An 18,936-nucleotide genomic window follows, 5' to 3' on the forward strand; every position below is an offset into this window, starting at 1 on the left:
CGCTCTTAGAGTTTCGTGACAAATATTAATTTTTTTTTTCAATTTCTAAGTAAAAATTTCTACATTAAGTCGTATACTATTACATGAGTATTTCCGGAAATACTCAGAATTAACACGGAAACAGGCAAGGCAAATCTCTACATCTAGCATACTTTTTAAAGAAGGAGATTTTTGTGGACTATCTTGCTTATTCTCTACTGGATAGTGCCTATGCAGAGGCAACAGAAGATACTGAATACGATCTTCCTGAATTTCAATTCCAATTCCGTTGGAACAGGCAATTCAAATCGGCTTGGTTAACTTTTGCTAGCCTGGGTACTATTGGTGCGTTGTTTGCAATCCTTGGTCAAGCTCAACCAGCTTCAGCGGCTTACTACGGTCGTTATTACCAGTACTATGTAAACACCAATGGTGGCAATCTTAATGTTCGCTCCGGTCCTAGCTATGACTATCCTGTAGTAGGTAGTGTCAGAAATGGCGCATCTCTCGCCCGAGCTGAAAGATACAGAAACGGATTTGTTCAGTTAAGCACTGGTAATTGGGTTTCTTCTAGATGGATTAGCACAACTCCCGGTTCTGGATATCGACCCGGCTATGGTGTTGGTGGTAGATATGGCAGAAACTGCTACTGCTACGGTACAGGTGGAAGATACCACCACAGAAGAGCTTACTACGGTTCCGGTGGAAGATATGGATACGATCGCGTAGTATACCGTCCTGTATACCGTACTGTATACGTGTACAGACCATATCGGAACGGTTATTACTCCAGAGGCGGTCGCCGCTATTACAACGGCTACTATGCAAGCAATCGTCGCTACTATGACGGTTACAACAGATACAACAGTGGGTATTAATACTCTCTCGTTGTCGTTTAAAAATCCCTCTCAACTGAATTAACAAATTCTGGAACACCCTGTCTTATATATATTATGGAAAGGCAGGGTGTTTTTGCGTTGCTATAGATTATACCTTCGCTCTCCTGATGTTGTCGTTATAACACTGTAAGAGCAATTAACCACGGATGTTTGGAAGCATCTTTAGTTATGGAGAGGAAATTCATGCAAAAAGTGACAAGTTTGCAAGCGTACAGCTATAGTTTGATAACACTTATGACTTTTGCAACTCTGTTAGGTACAAGCAACCACGTTTTATCGCAAACAGCACAACGTTCTCTTAAAAGTTTTCAAACGGCTTTCACTGTTGACTTTGTCTCACCATACTCTAAGACACAACCAACTTCCGCATCGCAGAAGAAACCACCTGCTACCTCAAAAGTTAAAAATCGGTACAGTATTACTACAATTCTTGAAGGTGAGACAGCCAACTTTATAGTCAAAATTTACAAGGAAAACAATCAAATTTTATACCTAGGTAAATCCAGGAAAGACCCTAATAAACCTGTGAAACTACCCGCTAAAGTTGTGGGCAAATCTAAATATCGCGCCAATAATGGTAGCTATTCCTATATTGTCAATCCTGATGGAGTAGAAGTTTGGCAAAGCGGTCGTAAAATTCGTGCCGATCGCTTTCGACTTTCCAAAGTATTTCAGTAATCGGTAACTAGTAATCGGTGGGCGATCGCTCACCGACCATCGCCACTAACAAGTTATACCAAATCCGTTTCTCCATTCCGCACCCTCAACGGTTAGTAAAAAGACGCTTTAGTGGTTCTCCCCTAAACTCTAGATTGCGTCCCACTGAGATTGGGTTCCCGGTCAAACACTGCCTTTGTCTGCTTGAGGTTCTAGCTCAACGTTTACCAACGGTAATTGTACTGTAAACGTTGCTCCCAACCCAACGCCTGGGCTATCTGCCGTAATGGTCCCACCATGCGCTTCGATCAATTGACGGACGATCGCTAACCCCAACCCCAGCCCACCAAATCTTCGAGTCGTTGAAGCATCTTCTTGTCGAAATGACTCAAAAATATGGGGAAGAAAGTCGCGCTGAATACCTTTACCAGTATCGCTGACCGTAATTTGTGCTCGGTCGCCGATTCGAGCCAATTGAATGTTTACCCGCCCATTTTTAGGAGTAAATTTGATGGCGTTCGATAGCAGGTTCCACACAATCTGCTGGAGTCGGGTAGCATCACCCAACACCAGTCCAATTTGAGGCATCACCAAATGGAGGTAGATATTTTTGGCAACAGCGGCTGTCCTTACCGTGTCGAGCGCTGCCTCAATCACTTGCACCAGATCGACGGTCGCCATTTCCAAAGTCAGTTTGCCACGAAGAATCTTGGCAGTGTCCAGTAGATCGTCAATGAGTCGGGTCAGAAGTTTGGCGTTGCGTTCAATAGTTGCCAGAGCTTCAGCTGTTTTAGCAGCATCCAATTGCCGAGATTGTAGCAGTTTTGTCCAACCCAAAATGGGGTTGAGAGGCGATCGCAATTCGTGAGAAAGGATGGCGAGAAACTCATCTTTAACTCGGTTGGCACGTTCGGCAGCAACTCTTGCTGCTTGTTCTCGTTGCAGCAGTTGCTCCCGTTCAATTTCGGCTTGTTTGCGCTCGGTAATATTTGTGTAGACACCCACACTCCCCCTAGGCTGACCCGATTCATCAAACAGTGGCACTGCATGTCCGTACAAACTAAACACAGTGTTATCCTGTCGAACCAGTTCGATTTCTACATCGCGCACTTCCACACCATGCTTTGCCGCGTACTCGACAGGAAGCTTATCTCCTGGTATTTCTCGTCCATTTTGATAAAACTTGTACGGAAGTTGAGACTGTTTGGCTGGGGGAGTGACAGCCACATTCATATCTGTTGGGATTTGTAGCAGCTTTGCATAAGCCGCGTTGACTTTTACCACGTGACACTCAGGATCTTCTGCAAGCGCAATATTAATTGGAATGACATTAAACAGGGCTTGCAGTTCATCGACACGACGTTGAAGCGCCACATTCAAATCTTGAATTTCTGCTTCCCTTGCCTCAAGTTGATTAAATTTCTTGCGGACTTCTGCTTGAGCCTTGCGGAGTGCGGCAACCAACAGAGTAATCAGCACTCCTTCAAGGATGAATAGTGCCAGCTTCAGCCCACTAGCTAGGGTTAACTTCCAACTGTGGTGTGGTTCTAAAAAATAGTAACAGGTAAACCCAGCAGAAAGCAGGGTTGCCACAATTCCCGGACTTTGCCCTCCAGAGAAAGCACTGACAGTGACTGCACCAAAAAATAATAAAAACGGAGCCTGTGTCAATTGGAGAACCGGGTCAAGTGCCAGCATGAGTAACAAGGCAATCAAGACAGATACAATCGCCACTCCATACCGCTTTAAATACTGGGTTTGGTTCAGCACATTTATCCCATATGAGTAGTCGTTAACGCACCCTCAAGAAACACCAGTAATAAAAACTGTTCGCTCGGGCTTGACCATCAGCGATACCAGTTCAACCAGATTGGAGGATACTGAGCGATCGCAGGACTTAATGTTACACCAAGGACAGGTATAACATCAACTGCTTGTCACCCATACGTTCTCCCTTGTCTCCCCGATCCCATCAACAAGCGGATCTCTATAAATGCAACGACCTACAAGCAGCGATCGATAAGCGCTCCCCTTCTGCAAGCACTCTTAATTGTTAATATTATATTGATAAAGAGCCTTGATTCACTTGCGTCTAAAAGATTAACTTTCTTCTAAAATCTTTACTTCCAAAAGTAGCAAAGCCCATCCAAACGGTATAAGCCAAATCTGCCTTACTAGAGATGTTGAAGCATAACGTACCGATTAAAGATCGTAATAGAACATTGAACTCTAGTTTTTAGGTACATCTGAATTATGGGTATTTTTCTAACAGCACTTGCTACAGCATTGAGCCTGCTAATTGTCGATCTAGTTGTTCCTGGTGTTAACATCGCTAATTTTCCATCTGCTATGATTGCAGCTGTAGCAATTGGTTTAATCAACGGTTCTGTTAAGCCAGTTCTATCAACCCTTTCTCTTCCTCTCAACTTTGTCAGCTTGGGCGCGTTTTCACTTGTTGTGAACGGTATCTGTTTTGCTTTAGCAGCATTCTTGGTTCCTGGGTTTAGCGTTCATGGCATCATTGCTTTTCTTGTAGGTCCTGTCGTTCTGTCTTTTGCTAATACCTTCATTAACAATTACTTTGTTGAGAAAAATCTCTCTTTGAAGAGCGGTGAAGATAAAACCAAAGCTGAATTACCATCTAGCTAAATCGCCTTATCTGTTTGTAGAGACGTTGAAAAATTGGTTTCTACCAAATACCGAATTAAGATAGCCCATATGGTGGATTTATTCATTCGGTAATTTCAAGAAAATGTGAGTAAAAGAGTTTAAATAAGAAGTAAGAGCCATATGAAATTAGTTCGTTTTCTTCTCGGTTTGTTAGTACCTCCTTTAGGTATTTTTCTAACGGTTGGAATTGGTCCAACACTGCTGATTAACGTTTTATTAACTCTTTTGGGCTGGCTTCCCGGTAGTATTCACGCAATCTGGGTTATTGCTAAATATGAAGAGAAACTGAATAGAGAGGGAGAGATATATTAACAGCAATGAGTACAAAGAGGTAGCCTTATTTCTACCTTTTTGTACTAGTTACAACAATTTTCCGGTTGATACACGATTTATTCTAGGGTGGACAAGAATGTCTGACCCTTCTTAATTTTATGTACTCTTTTTAGTTAAAATTTTTATAATTTATATAGGACTGCCAGAACACGCAAATCGCATCCAACCATTAAACACACCTACCATAGCAATCCTATTTGCGTTCTAAACAAGGGAGACAAGGAGGACAAAGAAGAGGTGTTTGTAACTCTTTTAGGGCTCAAGACTTGTCGGTTAAGCGTTTTTTCCTCCCCTGCATATATTGTTGATAAAAAATTGCCCTATGTAAAGGTAGATGAACATGCTAAAACCCTTACAAAGGACAAATCTGACTAGTTAGCTTTCTTTGAGACGAATTACTTATTTATTGACTGTTTCCTTGTCTTTGACGGAGTCTTTGTCTTTAAACCTGTCAGCGGCTGCTAATAATAAATCTCTCAAAATTTGTCTGACTTGGCGCTCTTTTCTCGCTAGTGCGGTACCTGCTTCTCCGAGTTTTTCATCAATTTGAGCGTGCTTGTCTTGTACCTGTGCAACTACAGCTTCTGCTTGCGGACGAGCCTTATTAAACCAGTTCTTAGCCTCGTCTAGATACCCTTGAACCTCTTGAGAACGTCCACCATACCGTGCTGTTAGATTAGCTCTTACAAGCGCTAACTGTCCTTGCAGTTGAGCGTAGCGTTTTTTAAGCAAAGCAGCTTCCTCACTGTCTTGGATAGCGTGAATAGCAGAGTCTACAGCAGTTTTGGTGCTAGAAGATTTCTCTTTACCTGTTTCTTTGATTTCTGCTAGTATACCTTCCACTTCTTGTTGGATTTTATCTTCTTGTTCGTCCAATTTAGCCTGTAGCTGCTGAACTTCTGCTTGAGTTTTCGCGATCGCTTCGTGTCTTTTGCTATTGACGGCTTCTATCGCTCCTTCAATAGATGCTGTCACTTCTTCCTTGATTTCGCTACCTTTGTCTTGTAAGTTTTCAATGACTGTAGAGATAGCATCTTTGACAAGAGTACGAAGTTCGGTTGAACCTTCTTTGAACTCAGAAGCTACTTGAGAAACTGCTGATTTAACAATTTCGCGAATGCGATCGCTTCTGAGTTGTCCGGTTTGTTTTGCTTGTTGAAGATCGGCTTGAATTTGCTCTTTGATATTATTAGGCATTTTTTTCTACCAACTAGAGGTTAAATCACTTATGTGGCTAAATGTAGGTGTTGTATAATTTTTGATTCATTGGCATCGGCAAACAAGTGAAAAATCACTTTATCAAATTCAAATTTTGTATATACAGTATCAAATTCAATACTCCTACACTAATATTGTGACGCAGGATTTTTTAAGCAGGTACATCCTTTAGATAGAAAAACTAACTAGCCAAAGGAAAAGCGGCGGCGAGCATCCAACCAAACAAGAATGCGCTTCCAATGGCATAACTCCAACTTTCTTGAAATATATTGGCGGTAAAAGAGAAAATCGCCATAACTAAAGGAAACAGTGGAAGCAGAAGCGCAATAAATCCTAGTTGAGGCAATAGGTAAAGAACTAAAATAAAACCTCCTACCAAAACCATACTCTGTCCCAGCCACCACAAAACTCTCTTTCCAATTCCAATACTGTGTTGCGCTATTCCTGATGCTAAAAACCAAGGAAGACAAGCTATTGATAGTAGGGGAAATAACTTTAACCGTGCAGGAATCAACCACCACTGCAACCACACGAACTGTGCGATCGCACCGAAGGCAATCCACAGCACTGCAAACAATGCAACTCCTATTCCTACAGCTTGTAAAGTGGGACGGGGTAGGCGAAAGATAACGAGTAGCCACACTAAACCAGCGACACCAAACCAAATACTGACTGCACCACCCACCAGCAAACCCCCCAAACTGTCAATATCGCCATTGCGACTGAGTAACGTCAAGACACCACTCGCTACAAACGGTGCTATGAGTAAACCGCCCCAACTTCGCAACTGGTTTACCTCAAGTTTAGATAAGTTGGGAGACAAAGACTCAAATCCCAATTTCTCCTGACTAACTCCAAGCAAAAGAGGAACAACAGCATCCAGTAACACCAGCCATCCCAGTAAGTGCAAGCCATACCAAAGAATACGGCGGTCAACGTAGTCACTGCTGCGTTGTACTCCAAAAGTAGAATCCAGCCAGTTTTTAGCAGCTTGGTGGCTGGGATCGCGAAACAAGATCGTAATGTGTTCGGCGTTAGGAACGATCGCTAGAGAACGCCCCCTTCCATCCGTCAAATTTTGATTTTCTCCTCCGGCTGCTTTCAGCAACCGCCGTGCATTCGTAACAAAACGACCTTCCCAACTTCCTGCTTGCAGTTGCAGATTGCGTGGAGCAGAAGGTGTTACATTTGCGCCTGTGGGTGAAACTGCAATTGTTGCAGCAAAGCGATTGACATCTTGGATACCAACTGACATCACTGCACCGCTTCCCATAGAATGACCGAGCAACGCTAGGCGAGATGAATCTACCTCTGGTTGTTTTACAAAAGTTGCAAGGGCGGTATTGAGGTTTTGCTGAAGAGAATCACGTTCTAATGGGTTGGCATTAGCTCCATGACTGTTAAAATCCCATAGCATAGCAGCATAACCAGCGCGTGCCATAACGTGAGCATAAGCTAACATCAACTGTTTTGACCCGGCATAACCATGTGCTATTAACACGCCCGGTATTTTGTTTGCATCTTTTGGCGCAACGTACAGCATGGGTACGCCTTCAACCTCAAAGCGGCGCATCACCAATCCAGTTCGCGCTGCTACCACACCCCACCAAGATGAAATAATGAGTAAAAGCGCGGCGGCTATCAAGAATAAACGTTTGCGAGTCATGTCGGGTTTTGTTTGGCATACTCTTATTAGGATAATCAGCTCCCGATACAAAATCCTCCACTTTTGGTCAGCACCCCGCACTAAAGTGACGGGGCTTCACGCCTCGATATTTTAGTTAGTTGACCAGCTTAAGTACTTTGTGTACTACGTTTAGAGAAGAGTTGTGCGATTCGTTCACTCGAAATGAGTACTTATACTCAGGGATGAGTGGCAAGGGAATAAGAACCGAGTAATCGGAACAGAACCTTTGACAACTAAATGACCATGAGGGTGATTACCTTAGAAATCCTAGAGTACAAGAATAAAAGTCCCTCCCCGTAGGTGCAACGGTGACAGCATCACCTCCAAGGTAGCGACTAGCCATCAATCCTTGAAGCGAGGTGAAAAGGAGGTAAACTGGTAGCCCAAACTGGTTCTCCTTCGAGCATGAACCTATGAGTAGCGTCAGCGAAGATGCGCCTTAACCGTCGTAATCTAAAACCAGCGCAATCAGGCTGTCGCTGGAGCCAAAAGGCAATGGATAAGGGGCTGGCAAGTAACTTTTTGACCAGCACGCACTCCCAATAAACCCGGCGGATAGCATCGCTCTAAAGGTTTAAATAATGGTCATTTGGAACGAAGTAACCTAACATCCACTCTCAGTCGGTCGATACTGAGTAGGTGCTAACCGTATGTGGTGTTAGGAAAGATTGGGTCAGAAGCGAACGCCTCGTGTAATAACGAGGATATGCTGACGGACTCACGGTGATTTGGAATGTAGAGTCACAGTAGCAATGAATATGGCTAATACACGAGGAGTCACAACAGGAATAAACGATGAAGCAACCCCTTCTTTAAGGGAAAAGCCGACTCATGAAACTGAAAATGACAAATCGATGGTGGACTGGAGACACATCGACTGGCGCAAGCTGGAAAAACGTGTTTTTAAGTTGCAAAAACGAATCTACAAAGCCTCTGAACGTGGTGATGTCAAAGCAGTTCGTAAACTCCAAAAGACGCTGATGAAGTCCTGGAGTGCAAAGTGTCTCGCGGTTAGACGGGTAACACAAGACAACCAAGGTAAGAAGACGGCGGGTGTGGACGGTGTGAAATCACTGACCCCAAAGCAACGTCTCACCTTAGTTGCTAAATTAAAACTAGGTTCAAAGGTATCGCCTACCAGGCGCGTATGGATTCCAAAACCTGGTAAGGACGAAAAAAGACCATTAGGCATCCCGACAATGTATGACCGCGCACTGCAAGCTCTCGTTAAAATGGCACTTGAGCCAGAATGGGAGGCTAAATTTGAACCTAACTCATATGGGTTCAGACCAGGGCGTTCATGCCACGATGCTATCGAAGCAATATTTAATAGTATGAGGCACAAACCAAAATTTGTGCTTGATGCCGATATATCAAAATGCTTCGATAAAATCGACCATTTGGCACTGCTTCAAAAATTAAATACATTCCCCACCATTCGCCGACAAATTCGTGCTTGGTTAAAAGCGGGAGTGATGGATAATCAGCAGTTCCAAGAGACATCTGAGGGAACACCGCAAGGCGGAGTCATTTCTCCACTATTAGCGAATGTAGCCCTCCACGGAATGGAAGAACGGATTAAACAATATGCTGAAACATTGCCCGGTTTAAAACGGGAAAATCGCAAAAGTATATCATTAATTCGTTATGCCGATGATTTCGTAATTCTACACGAAAATCTAACCGTTGTCCAAAGATGCCAGATAATTATATCTGAATGGTTAAAAAGCATGAATTTAGAATTGAAGCCTTCAAAAACACGCCTAACTCACACTCTAAACAAGTATAAGGAAGAAGAACCAGGATTTAATTTTCTTGGTTTTAATATCAGGCAGTTTTCAGTGGGTAAACATCACTCGAAAAAGGGCTTCAAAATAATCATCACCCCAAGTAAGGAAAAGCAGAGGATACACTACGAGCGAATAGCTAGTATCATCGATGACTACAGCACAGCGCCGCAAGAGGCGCTAATTAGTCGGCTCAACCCGATAATTAAAGGATGGTCTAACTACTATTCGACAGTAGTAAGCAGTGAAGCTTACGCCAACCTCGATAGTCTTATGTATCCAAAACTTAGAGCTTGGGCAAAACGCCGTCATCCAAATAAATCAGGGAAATGGGTAGCTAAGAAATATTGGCGCACTATTGGCGGTGATAATTGGGTATTCGCCACAACGTACAAAGGTAATCTCAGGTGGTTAACAAACCACACAGATACACCCATAGTACGCCACGTAAAAGTAAAAGGCGATGCTAGTCCATACGATGGCAACCTAATTTATTGGAGTTCAAGAATGGGCGCACACCCCGAAATGCCAAAAAGAGTGGCAACACTCTTAAAGCAACAGAAAGGAAAATGCGCTCATTGCGGATTGTATTTTCGTGAAGAAGATGTAATGGAGATTGACCACAAAATACCCCTAAGCAAAGGGGGTAAAGACGAATATAAAAATCTCCAGCTATTACATAGACACTGCCATGATATAAAAACAGCTGAAGATGGTTCGGTTGGGGGTATGTAATTAGACAAGCACCAAATTACTGAGGAGCCGGATGAGGTGAAAGTCTCACGTCCGGTTTTGAAGACGAGTCGCTCTGGCGACGGAGCGGCTTAGTTTACTAAAAGACCCACCAACAGATGCGTAGCTAGTTTGTTGCACTGGAATTAAATAGTTAAACAGTTTTACAAGGGGTAAGACAGTGCTATTTAAATATACTGGCTCTAAACATTGGCGAAGCTAACTTTACCCGAAAGGAGGGACAAAAATGTCCAAAGTATTTCTAATTGATGTCAATAAAAGACCACTAAATCCAATACATTCAGCCCAAGCAAGACAACTTCTGAGAAATGGAAAAGCAGCAGTTTTTAGACGATTTCCTTTTACCATCATTTTGAAAGTCACTTTCAAAACAGATGTAGAAATTGAGCCTCTACGATTAAAAATAGACCCTGGTGCAGTTATAAGTGGAATTGCTTTAGTTAACGATTCTACGGGTGAGGTAGTATTTGCTGCTGAAATTAAACATAGAGGCTTTGCAATACGCGATTCTCTTATTTCAAGAAGACAATTAAGAAGAAGTAGAAGAAATCGCAAAACAAGATATCGCCAACCCAGATTTAATAATAGAATCCGACCAAAGGGATGGTTAGCACCAAGTCTACAAAGCCGTGTTGATAATATCAAAACTTGGGTTGAAAGATTGCGGAAAGTAGCACCGATTGAAGCGATTAGTCAAGAATTAGTACGCTTTGATATGCAATTAATCCGCAATCCTGATATTGAGGGTAAAGAATATCAGCAGGGTACACTTTTCGGCTACGAAACACGTGAGTATTTACTTGAAAAATGGAATAGGCAATGTGCTTACTGTGGTGTTAAAGATGTTCCATTTCAAATAGAACACATTCATTGTCGAGCTAAAGGAGGTAGCAACTCAATTACAAATCTGACTTTAAGCTGTGAAAAATGCAACAAGAAAAAGGGGACTAAAGATATCAGAGATTTTCTCAAAAAAGACTCTGCTAGGTTAGAGAAAATATTGAAACAAGCCAAACAACCTTTGACTGATGCAGCCGCCGTTAATTCAACTCGATTTGCATTACTTAAAACGCTACAATCTACAGGTTTACCAGTAGAAACAGGAAGCGGCGGTTTAACTAAATTCAATAGGACTCAACAAGGATTAGAAAAAACACACTATTTTGATGCAGCCTGTGTTGGTCAATCAACTCCTGAAAAATTAATCGTTAAAGGAGTTAAACCATTATTGATTACAGCAAACGGTCATGGAACAAGACAAATGTGTCGTACAGATAAATTTGGTTTTCCAAATCGTCACTGTTCGAGAACTAAATTCCACTTTGGTTTTCAGACTGGTGACATTGTTAAAGCTGTTGTACTTTCCGGTAAAAAAGTTGGCGAATATGTTGGCAGAATTGCAACGCGTTCTACTGGGAGTTTTAATATTTCTACCAAGAATGGTTTAGTTCAGGGAATCTCACACACATATTGCCAACAGATTCACAAGAAAGACGGATATTCCTATGCATTTTAACGAAATTAGACGGCAGATAAATCTGCTCGTGTCGCGGTTCCTCCTTGGTCTGATAGCGAAGCGTGACGCCAGTCATAGACGCAAGGTTTCCCCTCTCCCGGAGGTTTTTAGATGAGAAAAGTCGGGGATCTAACTGAGTGAGTTACCCTCCAAGCAGTTGAGCCATTTGGATACGAGCAGCTGCGATCGAATCGGCTAACTTTTTCCCACCAGACTCATCATTTTCAACATTAATAAACGTGATGTCAGTGATGCCTATAAACCCAAAGACTGCTGCAAGGTAAGGGTTTTGATAATTACAATTCTCGTATTTCCCACCAGATCCATAGCCGGAAGTCCCTCGTGCTGTGATGATAAACATTTTTTTACCCAGCACGAGCGGTTTGTAAGGGTTTGTAGAATCTTCTGGTTCAAACACAAATGTCCGCGTTGGGCGGACAATTTGATCGATATAAGCTTTGAAAGTACTGGGAATGGAGAAATTATACATGGGAATGCCAATGACGTAGAGATCGGCAGCTAAGAATTCGTCTATCAGGCGATCGCTAATAAGAATTCCCTCTTGGAGTTGAGGGGTTCGTTGCTCTGGCGGTGTATGAGCTGCTACAATCCACTGTTCATCGACATGAGGAACTGGATTGCAACCGACATCTCGATAGTTGACGGTATCACCCGGATGAGCTTGCTTCCAAGCCTCAACAAATTCTCTTGTGAGCTTGCGAGAGTGCGAACGTTCTCCTCTGGGACTGGAATCAATATGTAACAGGTGTGCCATAGTTCTTCGGATGGATTACAATTCCAGCTTATGTAAAGGATTCCGGCTCAACTATCTAATTCCTGTGCCACTATCACAATCTTGCTGTAATTTTTCAGTGAACTTCGTACAAAAGTTCAAAAAACGAATAAATAACCGTATGATGGTGGGATTGTAAGAGATAAGTCTTTCTTGGGGTATCCTGTGGAGATATAGATGAAATAGATTGAGTTTCAGATCGTGAAGACGACCGCCACCCATGAGATAGAAACGATCCACTTACCCATCTTGTCCAGCCAATCTCGGGGTTGGGAAAATATTGTAGTCGAGCAATTCCAACACCCTCCGGGTGAAGCGAGGTGTCATTACAGCCAAGAACACGCGATTTATCTGTCTCTTTCCTCCCGTCCAATTCGCTTGCTACAAGTTCACGAAGGTCAGACTTATGCAGGGATGTACGCAAAAGGCGATATTTCCATAACACCTGCAAAGACCCAGTGTTTTGCTCGATGGGATGGAGAGGATAGCCACTTGCAGATTCGGATTGCGTCTGATTTCATCCAGAGCGTTGCAACAGAAGCTCTTGCTATGAATTCAGATCGACTGGAATTGCTGAGCCAATTTCAGGCTCGCGATCCACAAATTGAGTCACTTGGCATGATGCTGGTGTGCGAACTCCAACAGGAAAATTTAGGCGGAAGGCTTTATGTTGAATCACTGGCAAATGTTTTGGCAGTGCATTTACTCAGACAATACTTTGCGTCCAAACCTCACCTTGCAATTTATAAGGGTGGTTTACCCGAGCGTCAACTGCTGCAAGTCTTGGAGTACATCAACGAACATCTCAATCAAGACATTAAGCTCGCAGATTTGGCCCAGTTGTTAGGCATGAGCCAATTTCATTTCAGCCATTTATTCAAGCGATCGCTGGGCATAGCTCCCTACCAATACTTGCTCCAACAACGGATAGAACGGGCGAAGCAGTTGTTGAAACAAACAGACCAATTGATCGTAGACATTGCTTTAGAGTGTGGGTTCAACAGCCACAGCCATCTGAGCAAACAGTTTCGGCAATTGACAGGTATAACACCGCGAACCTACAGAGCAAAATGAACGAGTACGCTTTTGTACGGTAGGTAGTATAACTATTTATTATATAAAAATATTGATAAGTAGTTCAACTTAAAAAAACATAAAATGTTCGTAGATGTGCTTTAGCGCTCAAGGGCAACTACAAGCCTAAAAACATCTTACGTTTCATTTGTTTGTGTTACTTATGAATATCAAATTTCCAAAGCTTATCGCTATTTTCTTAGTGACATTTATATTTTTCATGTTATTATGCCTTCCTCAAGCAATAGCAGCAGAGACAGCTAATGGTGCTAAAATTTTTGACGTTCATTGTGCTGGATGTCATATCAACGGCAGCAATATTATCAGACGGGGAAAAAACTTAAAATTGAAAGCACTTAAGAAAAATGGGATGGATTCTGTAGATGCGATCGCATCTATCGTAACCAATGGAAAAAATAATATGTCAGCCTACAAAGATCGCTTAACACCAGAAGAAATTCAAGAAGTTTCTTCTTATGTTTTAGAGCAAGCCGAAAAAGGCTGGCGGTAAAAAGACTAACTACTCACAATTAACAACTAACCAAATCCCATGAACCTACCTCAATCAAGTCGCCTGCAATTTACCACAGATTTAAACATTTCTCGCCTCTTAAACGGGATGTGGCAAGTTTCCGGCGCACACGGGCGCATCAACCCAACATCTGCCATCCAAGCCATGTTCCAATATGTAGATGCAGGCTTTACCACCTGGGACTTAGCAGATCATTACGGTCCGGCGGAAGATTTTATTGGTGAGTTCCGCCGCCAACTGATTGCGACTCGGGGTCAAGAGGCTTTAGCTAATATTCAAGCTTTTACAAAATGGGTACCCCGTCCTACCAAAATGACAAAAAAATTGGTAGAAGAGAATATTAATATCTCTTTAAGAAGAATGGCAGTAGAATGCCTGGATTTAATGCAATTTCACTGGTGGGAATATCGAGACAAAAACTATTTAGATGCCCTCAAATATATGGCGGAACTGCAAACAGAAGGGAAAATTAAACATTTAGCCTTAACGAATTTTGATACAGAACACCTGCAAATTATTACAGAAGCAGGCATAAAAATAGTTTCCAACCAGGTACAATTTTCTCTTGTCGATCGCCGTCCTGAAGTGAAGATGATTCAGTTCTGCCAAGAGCATGACATACAACTGTTGACTTACGGTACGGTTTGCGGTGGTTTTTTATCAGAAAAATATGTGGGTGTTTCAGAACCAAGAGGGTCTGAGTTAGCTACCGTCAGCTTGCGAAAATACAAAAATATGATAGATGGTTGGGGAGGTTGGCAGTTATTCCAAGAATTACTGTCTGTTCTTAAGACCATAGCCGACAAACATAGCGTTAGTATTCCTAACATCGCACTGCGTTATATTTTAGACAAACCAACAGTAGCAGGTGCGATCGTTGGTGCAAGGCTTGGGATAGCGGAGCATCTAGAAGATAATGCCAGAGTATTCAGCTTTACATTAGATACTGAAGACTGCGATCGGATAGATGCTATCTCTAGCAAATCGAGGAACTTATATCAGTTAATCGGTGACTGTGGGGACGAATATCGCCGATAGGTATTTACAGTTTAACACTTTTTTAATACTTAAAAAAAAGGTAGAAAGTCGGATTACCCACCTGTCATCCTTTCACCTTATGACCATAATAGGTAAATAGGTATGATAGTACACAGTTCATTCAATCCGTCATATTTTACCTAAAGTCGGAACTGCTAAAACACTTGTTAAACCCAGCCTACCGAAAATACTAATGCTTACAATTACTCCACTTCTCTCAAATCAACTTCCCAGCCTACATTACTCCTTCACCCCAGAGCGCTTCGATGAAACCTGGGAAGCTCCTTTGTCTACCCTTTTAGGGCTTGGACGTGCGGCGGGTGCTGATTTTATTGAATTTTTCTTAGAGCGTGTTAATTATATTAGTTGCCTTGCAGAAGAGGATACTATCACCAGCATTACACCCCGCCTGTCTACAGGTGCGGGAGTCAGAGTATTTCGTGGCAAAGCAGATTGTTATGTTAGCACCAACGATATAACATTTTCCGGGTTGAAAGCAGCGTTGGAAAAAGGACTTTCTATCATGGGGTTGCAACTCCCCGCGCCCAACTCTTTTATCCCAGAAATTAATCTAGAATTGCTGAGAGACTACGCTACCAAAAGAGGTAAAGATGGTTGGCTACCTCTTTGTAGCTCAATTCGAGAAATGGGAGAACTATTGCTTGAAAGTACCGATCAACTCAAGCAAAAAGCCAACCACATACAATCGCGCCGCAGTACCTATTTCCGCGATTGGCAAGAAGTTTTAGTTGCAGCGAGCGATGGAACCTTTGCTCGTGATATTCGCCTCACTCAATCGGTAGGTCTCAGCCTTCTGTGTGCTGATGGCGCTCATCGCACTTCTATTGCAGAACGTGGCGGTAACACCAGCGACCCCAATTTCCTGAGAACTTGGGACTACAAAGAAGCAGCAGAACACATTTCAGAATCAGCAGGAAAAATGCTCTACGCTGATTATGTAGAGTCGGGAACTTACCCCATTGTGATGGCAAATCACTTTGGTGGAGTTATCTTCCACGAAGCATGCGGACACCTGCTCGAAACAACTCAAATCGAACGCAACACCACTCCTTTTGCTGACAAGAAAGGCGAAAAAATTGCCCATGAGAGCTTAACTGCTTGGGATGAAGGGCGCACTGACAATGCCTTTGGTACCATTGATATGGATGACGAAGGTATGCCAGCCCAAAGAACTCTGTTGATTGAGAAAGGAGTTTTGAAGAACTTCTTAGCCGATCGGGCTGGTTCTTCCCGTACCGGACACCCCAGAACAGGTAGCGGTCGCCGTCAAAATTTCACCTTTGCTGCAGCCAGTCGGATGCGTAACACCTATATTGCGACAGGCGATTACAGCCTCGATCAAATCTTTGCTTCCATTGACAAAGGTATTTACTGTAAAAAGATGGGTGGTGGTAGCGTTGGTGCTACAGGTCAATTTAACTTTGGTGTAGACGAAGCGTATTTGATTGAAAACGGCAAAATTACCAAGCCATTAAAGGGAGCAATTTTGATTGGTGAAGCAAAGGAAATTATGAACAAAATTTCCATGTGTTCTCAAGATTTATCCCTCGCACCAGGTTTTTGTGGTTCTGTTAGTGGCAGTATCTACACTACAGTAGGACAGCCCCACATTAAAGTTGATTCCATCACTGTAGGTGGACGGTAATGGCTAATGGCTAATGGCTAATGGCTAATGGCTAATGGCTAATGGCTAATGGTGAGTCCAGCGCTGCAGGCGGGTTTCCCGCGCCCTGGCGACTGGCGAACAAGGGAGGGCTGATGGCTGATTAACTCGTTCCCAGGTAGAACCTGGGAATGCCCTCCTAGTGGCTCTGCCACTTATGATAGGAGGCAGAGCCTCCACTAATACACTCCCAGGCTGAGCCTGGGAGCGAGAAAAACGCTTAAATTCAAAATTGCCAGACTATGCCCAATATTACTGAAATTGCGACTTACGCCAAGGAAAATGCAGAAAAGCTTGGCATCAAAAAATTTGACATTTATGGCTCAAGTGCAGACCAAACCAGCGTACAAGTAGATCGCGGTGAACCAAAGCAAGTCAAAGCTTCCAATCTTTCTGGTGTCACTGTACGCGTTTGGAATGAAGACAATACAATGGGTGTCACCACAACGACAGATGTAGACCCCAAAGGGCTAGAGTTAGCTTTGAAAACGGCATATGAAGCAAGTTTCTTTGGTGTAAAAGAAAATGTGCCAGATTTTAGCCCAGAATCAACTGTTCCCATAGAGCATTCCTCTGAAGAAAAAGCACCTCAAGTCCCTGTTGCTCAACTTATTGAAAGCTTGTTAACAGCTGAGAAAGAGTTAATGAGCGCTCATCCGGCGATTAAGGGAGTGCCTTACAATAGTTTGGCGCAAAGAGATATCGATCGCTTCTATCTCAACAGTGATGGTGCGTTGAGAACAGAATCTCACTCCGTCGCATCAGTTTATCTTTACAGCAAAACAGAAGAAGACGGTAAAAAACCCCGCAGTGCTGGTGCTTTTAGAATTAGCAGGGGTTTGGACAATTTAGATATTAATGGTTGTATCCAGGAAACTGCAGAGAAAACTATTAGCCACTTGAATTATGAAAAAATCAAGTCGGGTAAATATCGAGTTGTTTTCTCCCCGGATGCTTTTTTGAGTTTGCTAGGTGCTTTTTCTAACATATTCAACGCTCAGAGTATTTTGGACAAGCAAAGCTTATCGACTCCTGATGATTTAGGTAAGCAAATTGCTTCTCCTCTGCTTTCAGTTGCTGATGATGCTCTACATCCAGCCAATGTTGGTGCAGAAGCTTTCGATGGTGAAGGAACTCCCACTCGCCGCATTTCACTCATTGAGAATGGCGTTTTAACCAACTTTCTCCACAGTGCAGGTACTGCAAAAAGAATGAACGCAACCCCAACGGGTCATGCCAATATTGGTGCAAAAGTTACTGTTAGCCCCAATTTTTATCATGTCTTTGCAACTTCTGCGACTCCCGAACGGGAATTGAACTTGGAAACGGCTGAGAATGTCATTTTGATTGATAATTTACAAGCCCTTCACGCTGGGGTGAAAGCTTTACAAGGTTCTTTCTCTCTACCGTTTGATGGTTGGTTGGTGAACAAAGGTGAGAAAGTTAGTATTGAGTCAGCTACTGTTGCAGGAGATTTTCTCGAAGTCCTCAAGTCTATTATTTTTGTGGAACAAGAGGCGGAATTAACTCCTGGCGGGGTTTGTCCCAGAGTTTGGGTTGACGAACTCTCTATTACTGGTGAGTAGCTAGATTTTATTGGGTGGGCATTGCCATACAAGTCATCATAATAAAATAGTGGTGTTTGTTCCTGCTGACCCAATAGCGATCGCACGCACTCACTACATTAGATAAACAAACAACCCATGGCGTGAGTTGTTAAATGCGATCGCTTGTGCAGTACCTAAGCCATTGCTATTCTAAAAGGTGCAAACTGCAACATAGAAAAACACATGAACCGAGTTTCACTGGGACGCAACTTGATTGTTGTCACAGCTATTCTCTCCATAGTTGTGCCTATCGGCGTAGACGGTTTTCTACTTGCGAAAGCGCATATGGCAAATCCACTGTGGTTACCGCATGCGAAACTGCATTGCGCGATGTCCTTTTTTGCAGCTATCAGCTTGGGAGCAAGTGGTTTAGCTGTGCTTTGGACGCGCCCAACAACAGACCTCGCTTCAGCTGCGATTGCTGCCTTTCTCTCAACCGCCTTCTGGATGGGGCTAGTTCTTGCAGGTGTATGGCCAGAAACGTCGTATGGTTTCTCGAACGATCCCAATCTCACCAACTTTCAACCACCTGTTATGTTCGGGCTGCTTGTCGATCCAAACGTTGCCCTAGCACTTGTCAGCATCATCCTTGGCTGGGTTGGCTTTGCACTGATAGGTAGTGCAGTAGGTAACGTAGGAGAGTTGAATAAGGAGCTTGACTAAATAGCCAAATTCTTATCTAAACTTATTCATAGCTAACTAGAGTGAG

At 43.0% G+C, this 18,936-nt stretch carries 16 protein-coding genes; 12 read left to right on the top strand and 4 right to left on the bottom strand.

From position 1 onward, the window contains the following. The first annotated feature begins 173 nt into the window (after nt 1-173). Both AB0756_RS09985 and AB0756_RS09990 read left to right on the top strand, forming a co-directional pair. Nucleotides 174-857, top strand: a complete 684-nt coding sequence (locus tag AB0756_RS09985) for an SH3 domain-containing protein (protein ID WP_050046113.1) — start codon at nt 174-176, stop codon at nt 855-857. A 204-nt stretch (nt 858-1,061) separates the two neighbouring features. Then, entirely contained in the window at nt 1,062-1,556 is a 495-nt protein-coding gene (locus AB0756_RS09990) for a hypothetical protein (protein ID WP_050046112.1), read from the top strand. 162 nt (nt 1,557-1,718) lie between these two features. Here the strand turns inward: AB0756_RS09990 and AB0756_RS09995 are convergent, their stop codons facing one another. Then, nucleotides 1,719-3,305 carry an ATP-binding protein gene (locus AB0756_RS09995; protein WP_050046111.1) on the bottom strand — a complete coding sequence of 529 codons (1,587 nt, stop codon included), beginning with the start codon at nt 3,303-3,305 and terminating at the stop codon, nt 1,719-1,721. A gap of 483 nt (nt 3,306-3,788) precedes the next feature. Between AB0756_RS09995 and AB0756_RS10000 the strand changes: the two genes are divergently transcribed. Together AB0756_RS10000 and AB0756_RS10005 are read left to right on the top strand one after the other, a co-directional pair. Beyond that, nucleotides 3,789-4,184 carry a phage holin family protein gene (locus tag AB0756_RS10000; RefSeq protein WP_137986407.1) on the top strand — a complete coding sequence of 132 codons (396 nt, stop codon included), beginning with the start codon at nt 3,789-3,791 and terminating at the stop codon, nt 4,182-4,184. Between the two features lie 141 nt (nt 4,185-4,325). Further along, nucleotides 4,326-4,517: a YqaE/Pmp3 family membrane protein gene (locus AB0756_RS10005; protein ID WP_038081119.1), complete on the top strand. Its 192-nt coding sequence runs from the start codon at nt 4,326-4,328 to the stop codon at nt 4,515-4,517. 420 nt (nt 4,518-4,937) lie between these two features. Here the strand turns inward: AB0756_RS10005 and AB0756_RS10010 are convergent, their stop codons facing one another. Both AB0756_RS10010 and AB0756_RS10015 read right to left on the bottom strand, forming a co-directional pair. Then, nucleotides 4,938-5,735: a coiled-coil domain-containing protein gene (locus AB0756_RS10010; RefSeq protein WP_038081118.1), complete on the bottom strand. Its 798-nt coding sequence runs from the start codon at nt 5,733-5,735 to the stop codon at nt 4,938-4,940. Between the two features lie 202 nt (nt 5,736-5,937). Then, complete coding sequence (locus tag AB0756_RS10015) at nt 5,938-7,422, bottom strand: serine aminopeptidase domain-containing protein (RefSeq protein WP_038081116.1); 1,485 nt, start codon at nt 7,420-7,422, stop codon at nt 5,938-5,940. A 779-nt stretch (nt 7,423-8,201) separates the two neighbouring features. Between AB0756_RS10015 and ltrA the strand changes: the two genes are divergently transcribed. Next, a complete protein-coding gene (ltrA, locus tag AB0756_RS10020; RefSeq protein ID WP_237265821.1) occupies nt 8,202-9,965 on the top strand; it encodes a group II intron reverse transcriptase/maturase in 1,764 nt (587 codons plus the stop codon). Nucleotides 9,966-10,209: 244 nt separating this feature from the next. Continuing rightward, nucleotides 10,210-11,499, top strand: coding sequence for an RNA-guided endonuclease IscB (iscB, locus tag AB0756_RS10025; protein WP_038073543.1), 1,290 nt, complete (start codon nt 10,210-10,212; stop codon nt 11,497-11,499). 142 nt (nt 11,500-11,641) lie between these two features. Here the strand turns inward: iscB and AB0756_RS10030 are convergent, their stop codons facing one another. After that, complete coding sequence (locus tag AB0756_RS10030; protein ID WP_038073545.1) at nt 11,642-12,274, bottom strand: FMN-dependent NADH-azoreductase; 633 nt, start codon at nt 12,272-12,274, stop codon at nt 11,642-11,644. A 219-nt stretch (nt 12,275-12,493) separates the two neighbouring features. On the opposite strand from AB0756_RS10030, the gene AB0756_RS10035 reads away from it, so the two are divergent. The 6 genes from AB0756_RS10035 to AB0756_RS10060 all read left to right on the top strand — a co-directional run bounded on the left by AB0756_RS10035 (nt 12,494) and on the right by AB0756_RS10060 (nt 18,890). Then, nucleotides 12,494-13,366: a helix-turn-helix domain-containing protein gene (locus tag AB0756_RS10035; protein WP_038073547.1), complete on the top strand. Its 873-nt coding sequence runs from the start codon at nt 12,494-12,496 to the stop codon at nt 13,364-13,366. A 163-nt stretch (nt 13,367-13,529) separates the two neighbouring features. Continuing rightward, a complete protein-coding gene (petJ, locus tag AB0756_RS10040) occupies nt 13,530-13,877 on the top strand; it encodes a cytochrome c6 PetJ (RefSeq protein ID WP_038073549.1) in 348 nt (115 codons plus the stop codon). Between the two features lie 39 nt (nt 13,878-13,916). After that, nucleotides 13,917-14,936, top strand: coding sequence for an aldo/keto reductase (locus tag AB0756_RS10045; protein WP_038073551.1), 1,020 nt, complete (start codon nt 13,917-13,919; stop codon nt 14,934-14,936). Between the two features lie 193 nt (nt 14,937-15,129). Next, nucleotides 15,130-16,602 carry a TldD/PmbA family protein gene (locus AB0756_RS10050; RefSeq protein ID WP_050046109.1) on the top strand — a complete coding sequence of 491 codons (1,473 nt, stop codon included), beginning with the start codon at nt 15,130-15,132 and terminating at the stop codon, nt 16,600-16,602. Between the two features lie 260 nt (nt 16,603-16,862). Then, nucleotides 16,863-18,206, top strand: a complete 1,344-nt coding sequence (locus tag AB0756_RS10055; RefSeq protein ID WP_038081754.1) for a TldD/PmbA family protein — start codon at nt 16,863-16,865, stop codon at nt 18,204-18,206. Between the two features lie 204 nt (nt 18,207-18,410). Continuing rightward, on the top strand, nt 18,411-18,890 hold the full coding sequence (locus AB0756_RS10060) for a hypothetical protein (protein WP_038081755.1): 480 nt from the start codon (nt 18,411-18,413) through the stop codon (nt 18,888-18,890). Nucleotides 18,891-18,936 lie beyond the last annotated feature (46 nt).

Origin of the sequence: Tolypothrix campylonemoides VB511288_2 (assembly GCF_045999855.1) — a bacterium.
Taxonomy (GTDB): domain Bacteria; phylum Cyanobacteriota; class Cyanobacteriia; order Cyanobacteriales; family Nostocaceae; genus Scytonema; species Scytonema bouteillei_A.

Bases quoted from the DNA above. Each gene is read 5' to 3' on its own strand.
- AB0756_RS09990 (WP_050046112.1), top strand. From the start codon at position 1,062: ATGCAAAAAGTGACAAGTTTGCAAGCGTACAGCTATAGTTTGATAACA.
- AB0756_RS10000 (WP_137986407.1), top strand. From the start codon at position 3,789: ATGGGTATTTTTCTAACAGCACTTGCTACAGCATTGAGCCTGCTAATT.
- AB0756_RS10005 (WP_038081119.1), top strand. From the start codon at position 4,326: ATGAAATTAGTTCGTTTTCTTCTCGGTTTGTTAGTACCTCCTTTAGGT.
- AB0756_RS10010 (WP_038081118.1), bottom strand. From the start codon at position 5,735: ATGCCTAATAATATCAAAGAGCAAATTCAAGCCGATCTTCAACAAGCA.
- AB0756_RS10015 (WP_038081116.1), bottom strand. From the start codon at position 7,422: ATGACTCGCAAACGTTTATTCTTGATAGCCGCCGCGCTTTTACTCATT.
- ltrA (WP_237265821.1), top strand. From the start codon at position 8,202: ATGGCTAATACACGAGGAGTCACAACAGGAATAAACGATGAAGCAACC.
- iscB (WP_038073543.1), top strand. From the start codon at position 10,210: ATGTCCAAAGTATTTCTAATTGATGTCAATAAAAGACCACTAAATCCA.
- AB0756_RS10030 (WP_038073545.1), bottom strand. From the start codon at position 12,274: ATGGCACACCTGTTACATATTGATTCCAGTCCCAGAGGAGAACGTTCG.
- petJ (WP_038073549.1), top strand. From the start codon at position 13,530: ATGAATATCAAATTTCCAAAGCTTATCGCTATTTTCTTAGTGACATTT.
- AB0756_RS10045 (WP_038073551.1), top strand. From the start codon at position 13,917: ATGAACCTACCTCAATCAAGTCGCCTGCAATTTACCACAGATTTAAAC.
- AB0756_RS10050 (WP_050046109.1), top strand. From the start codon at position 15,130: ATGCTTACAATTACTCCACTTCTCTCAAATCAACTTCCCAGCCTACAT.
- AB0756_RS10055 (WP_038081754.1), top strand. From the start codon at position 16,863: ATGCCCAATATTACTGAAATTGCGACTTACGCCAAGGAAAATGCAGAA.
- AB0756_RS10060 (WP_038081755.1), top strand. From the start codon at position 18,411: ATGAACCGAGTTTCACTGGGACGCAACTTGATTGTTGTCACAGCTATT.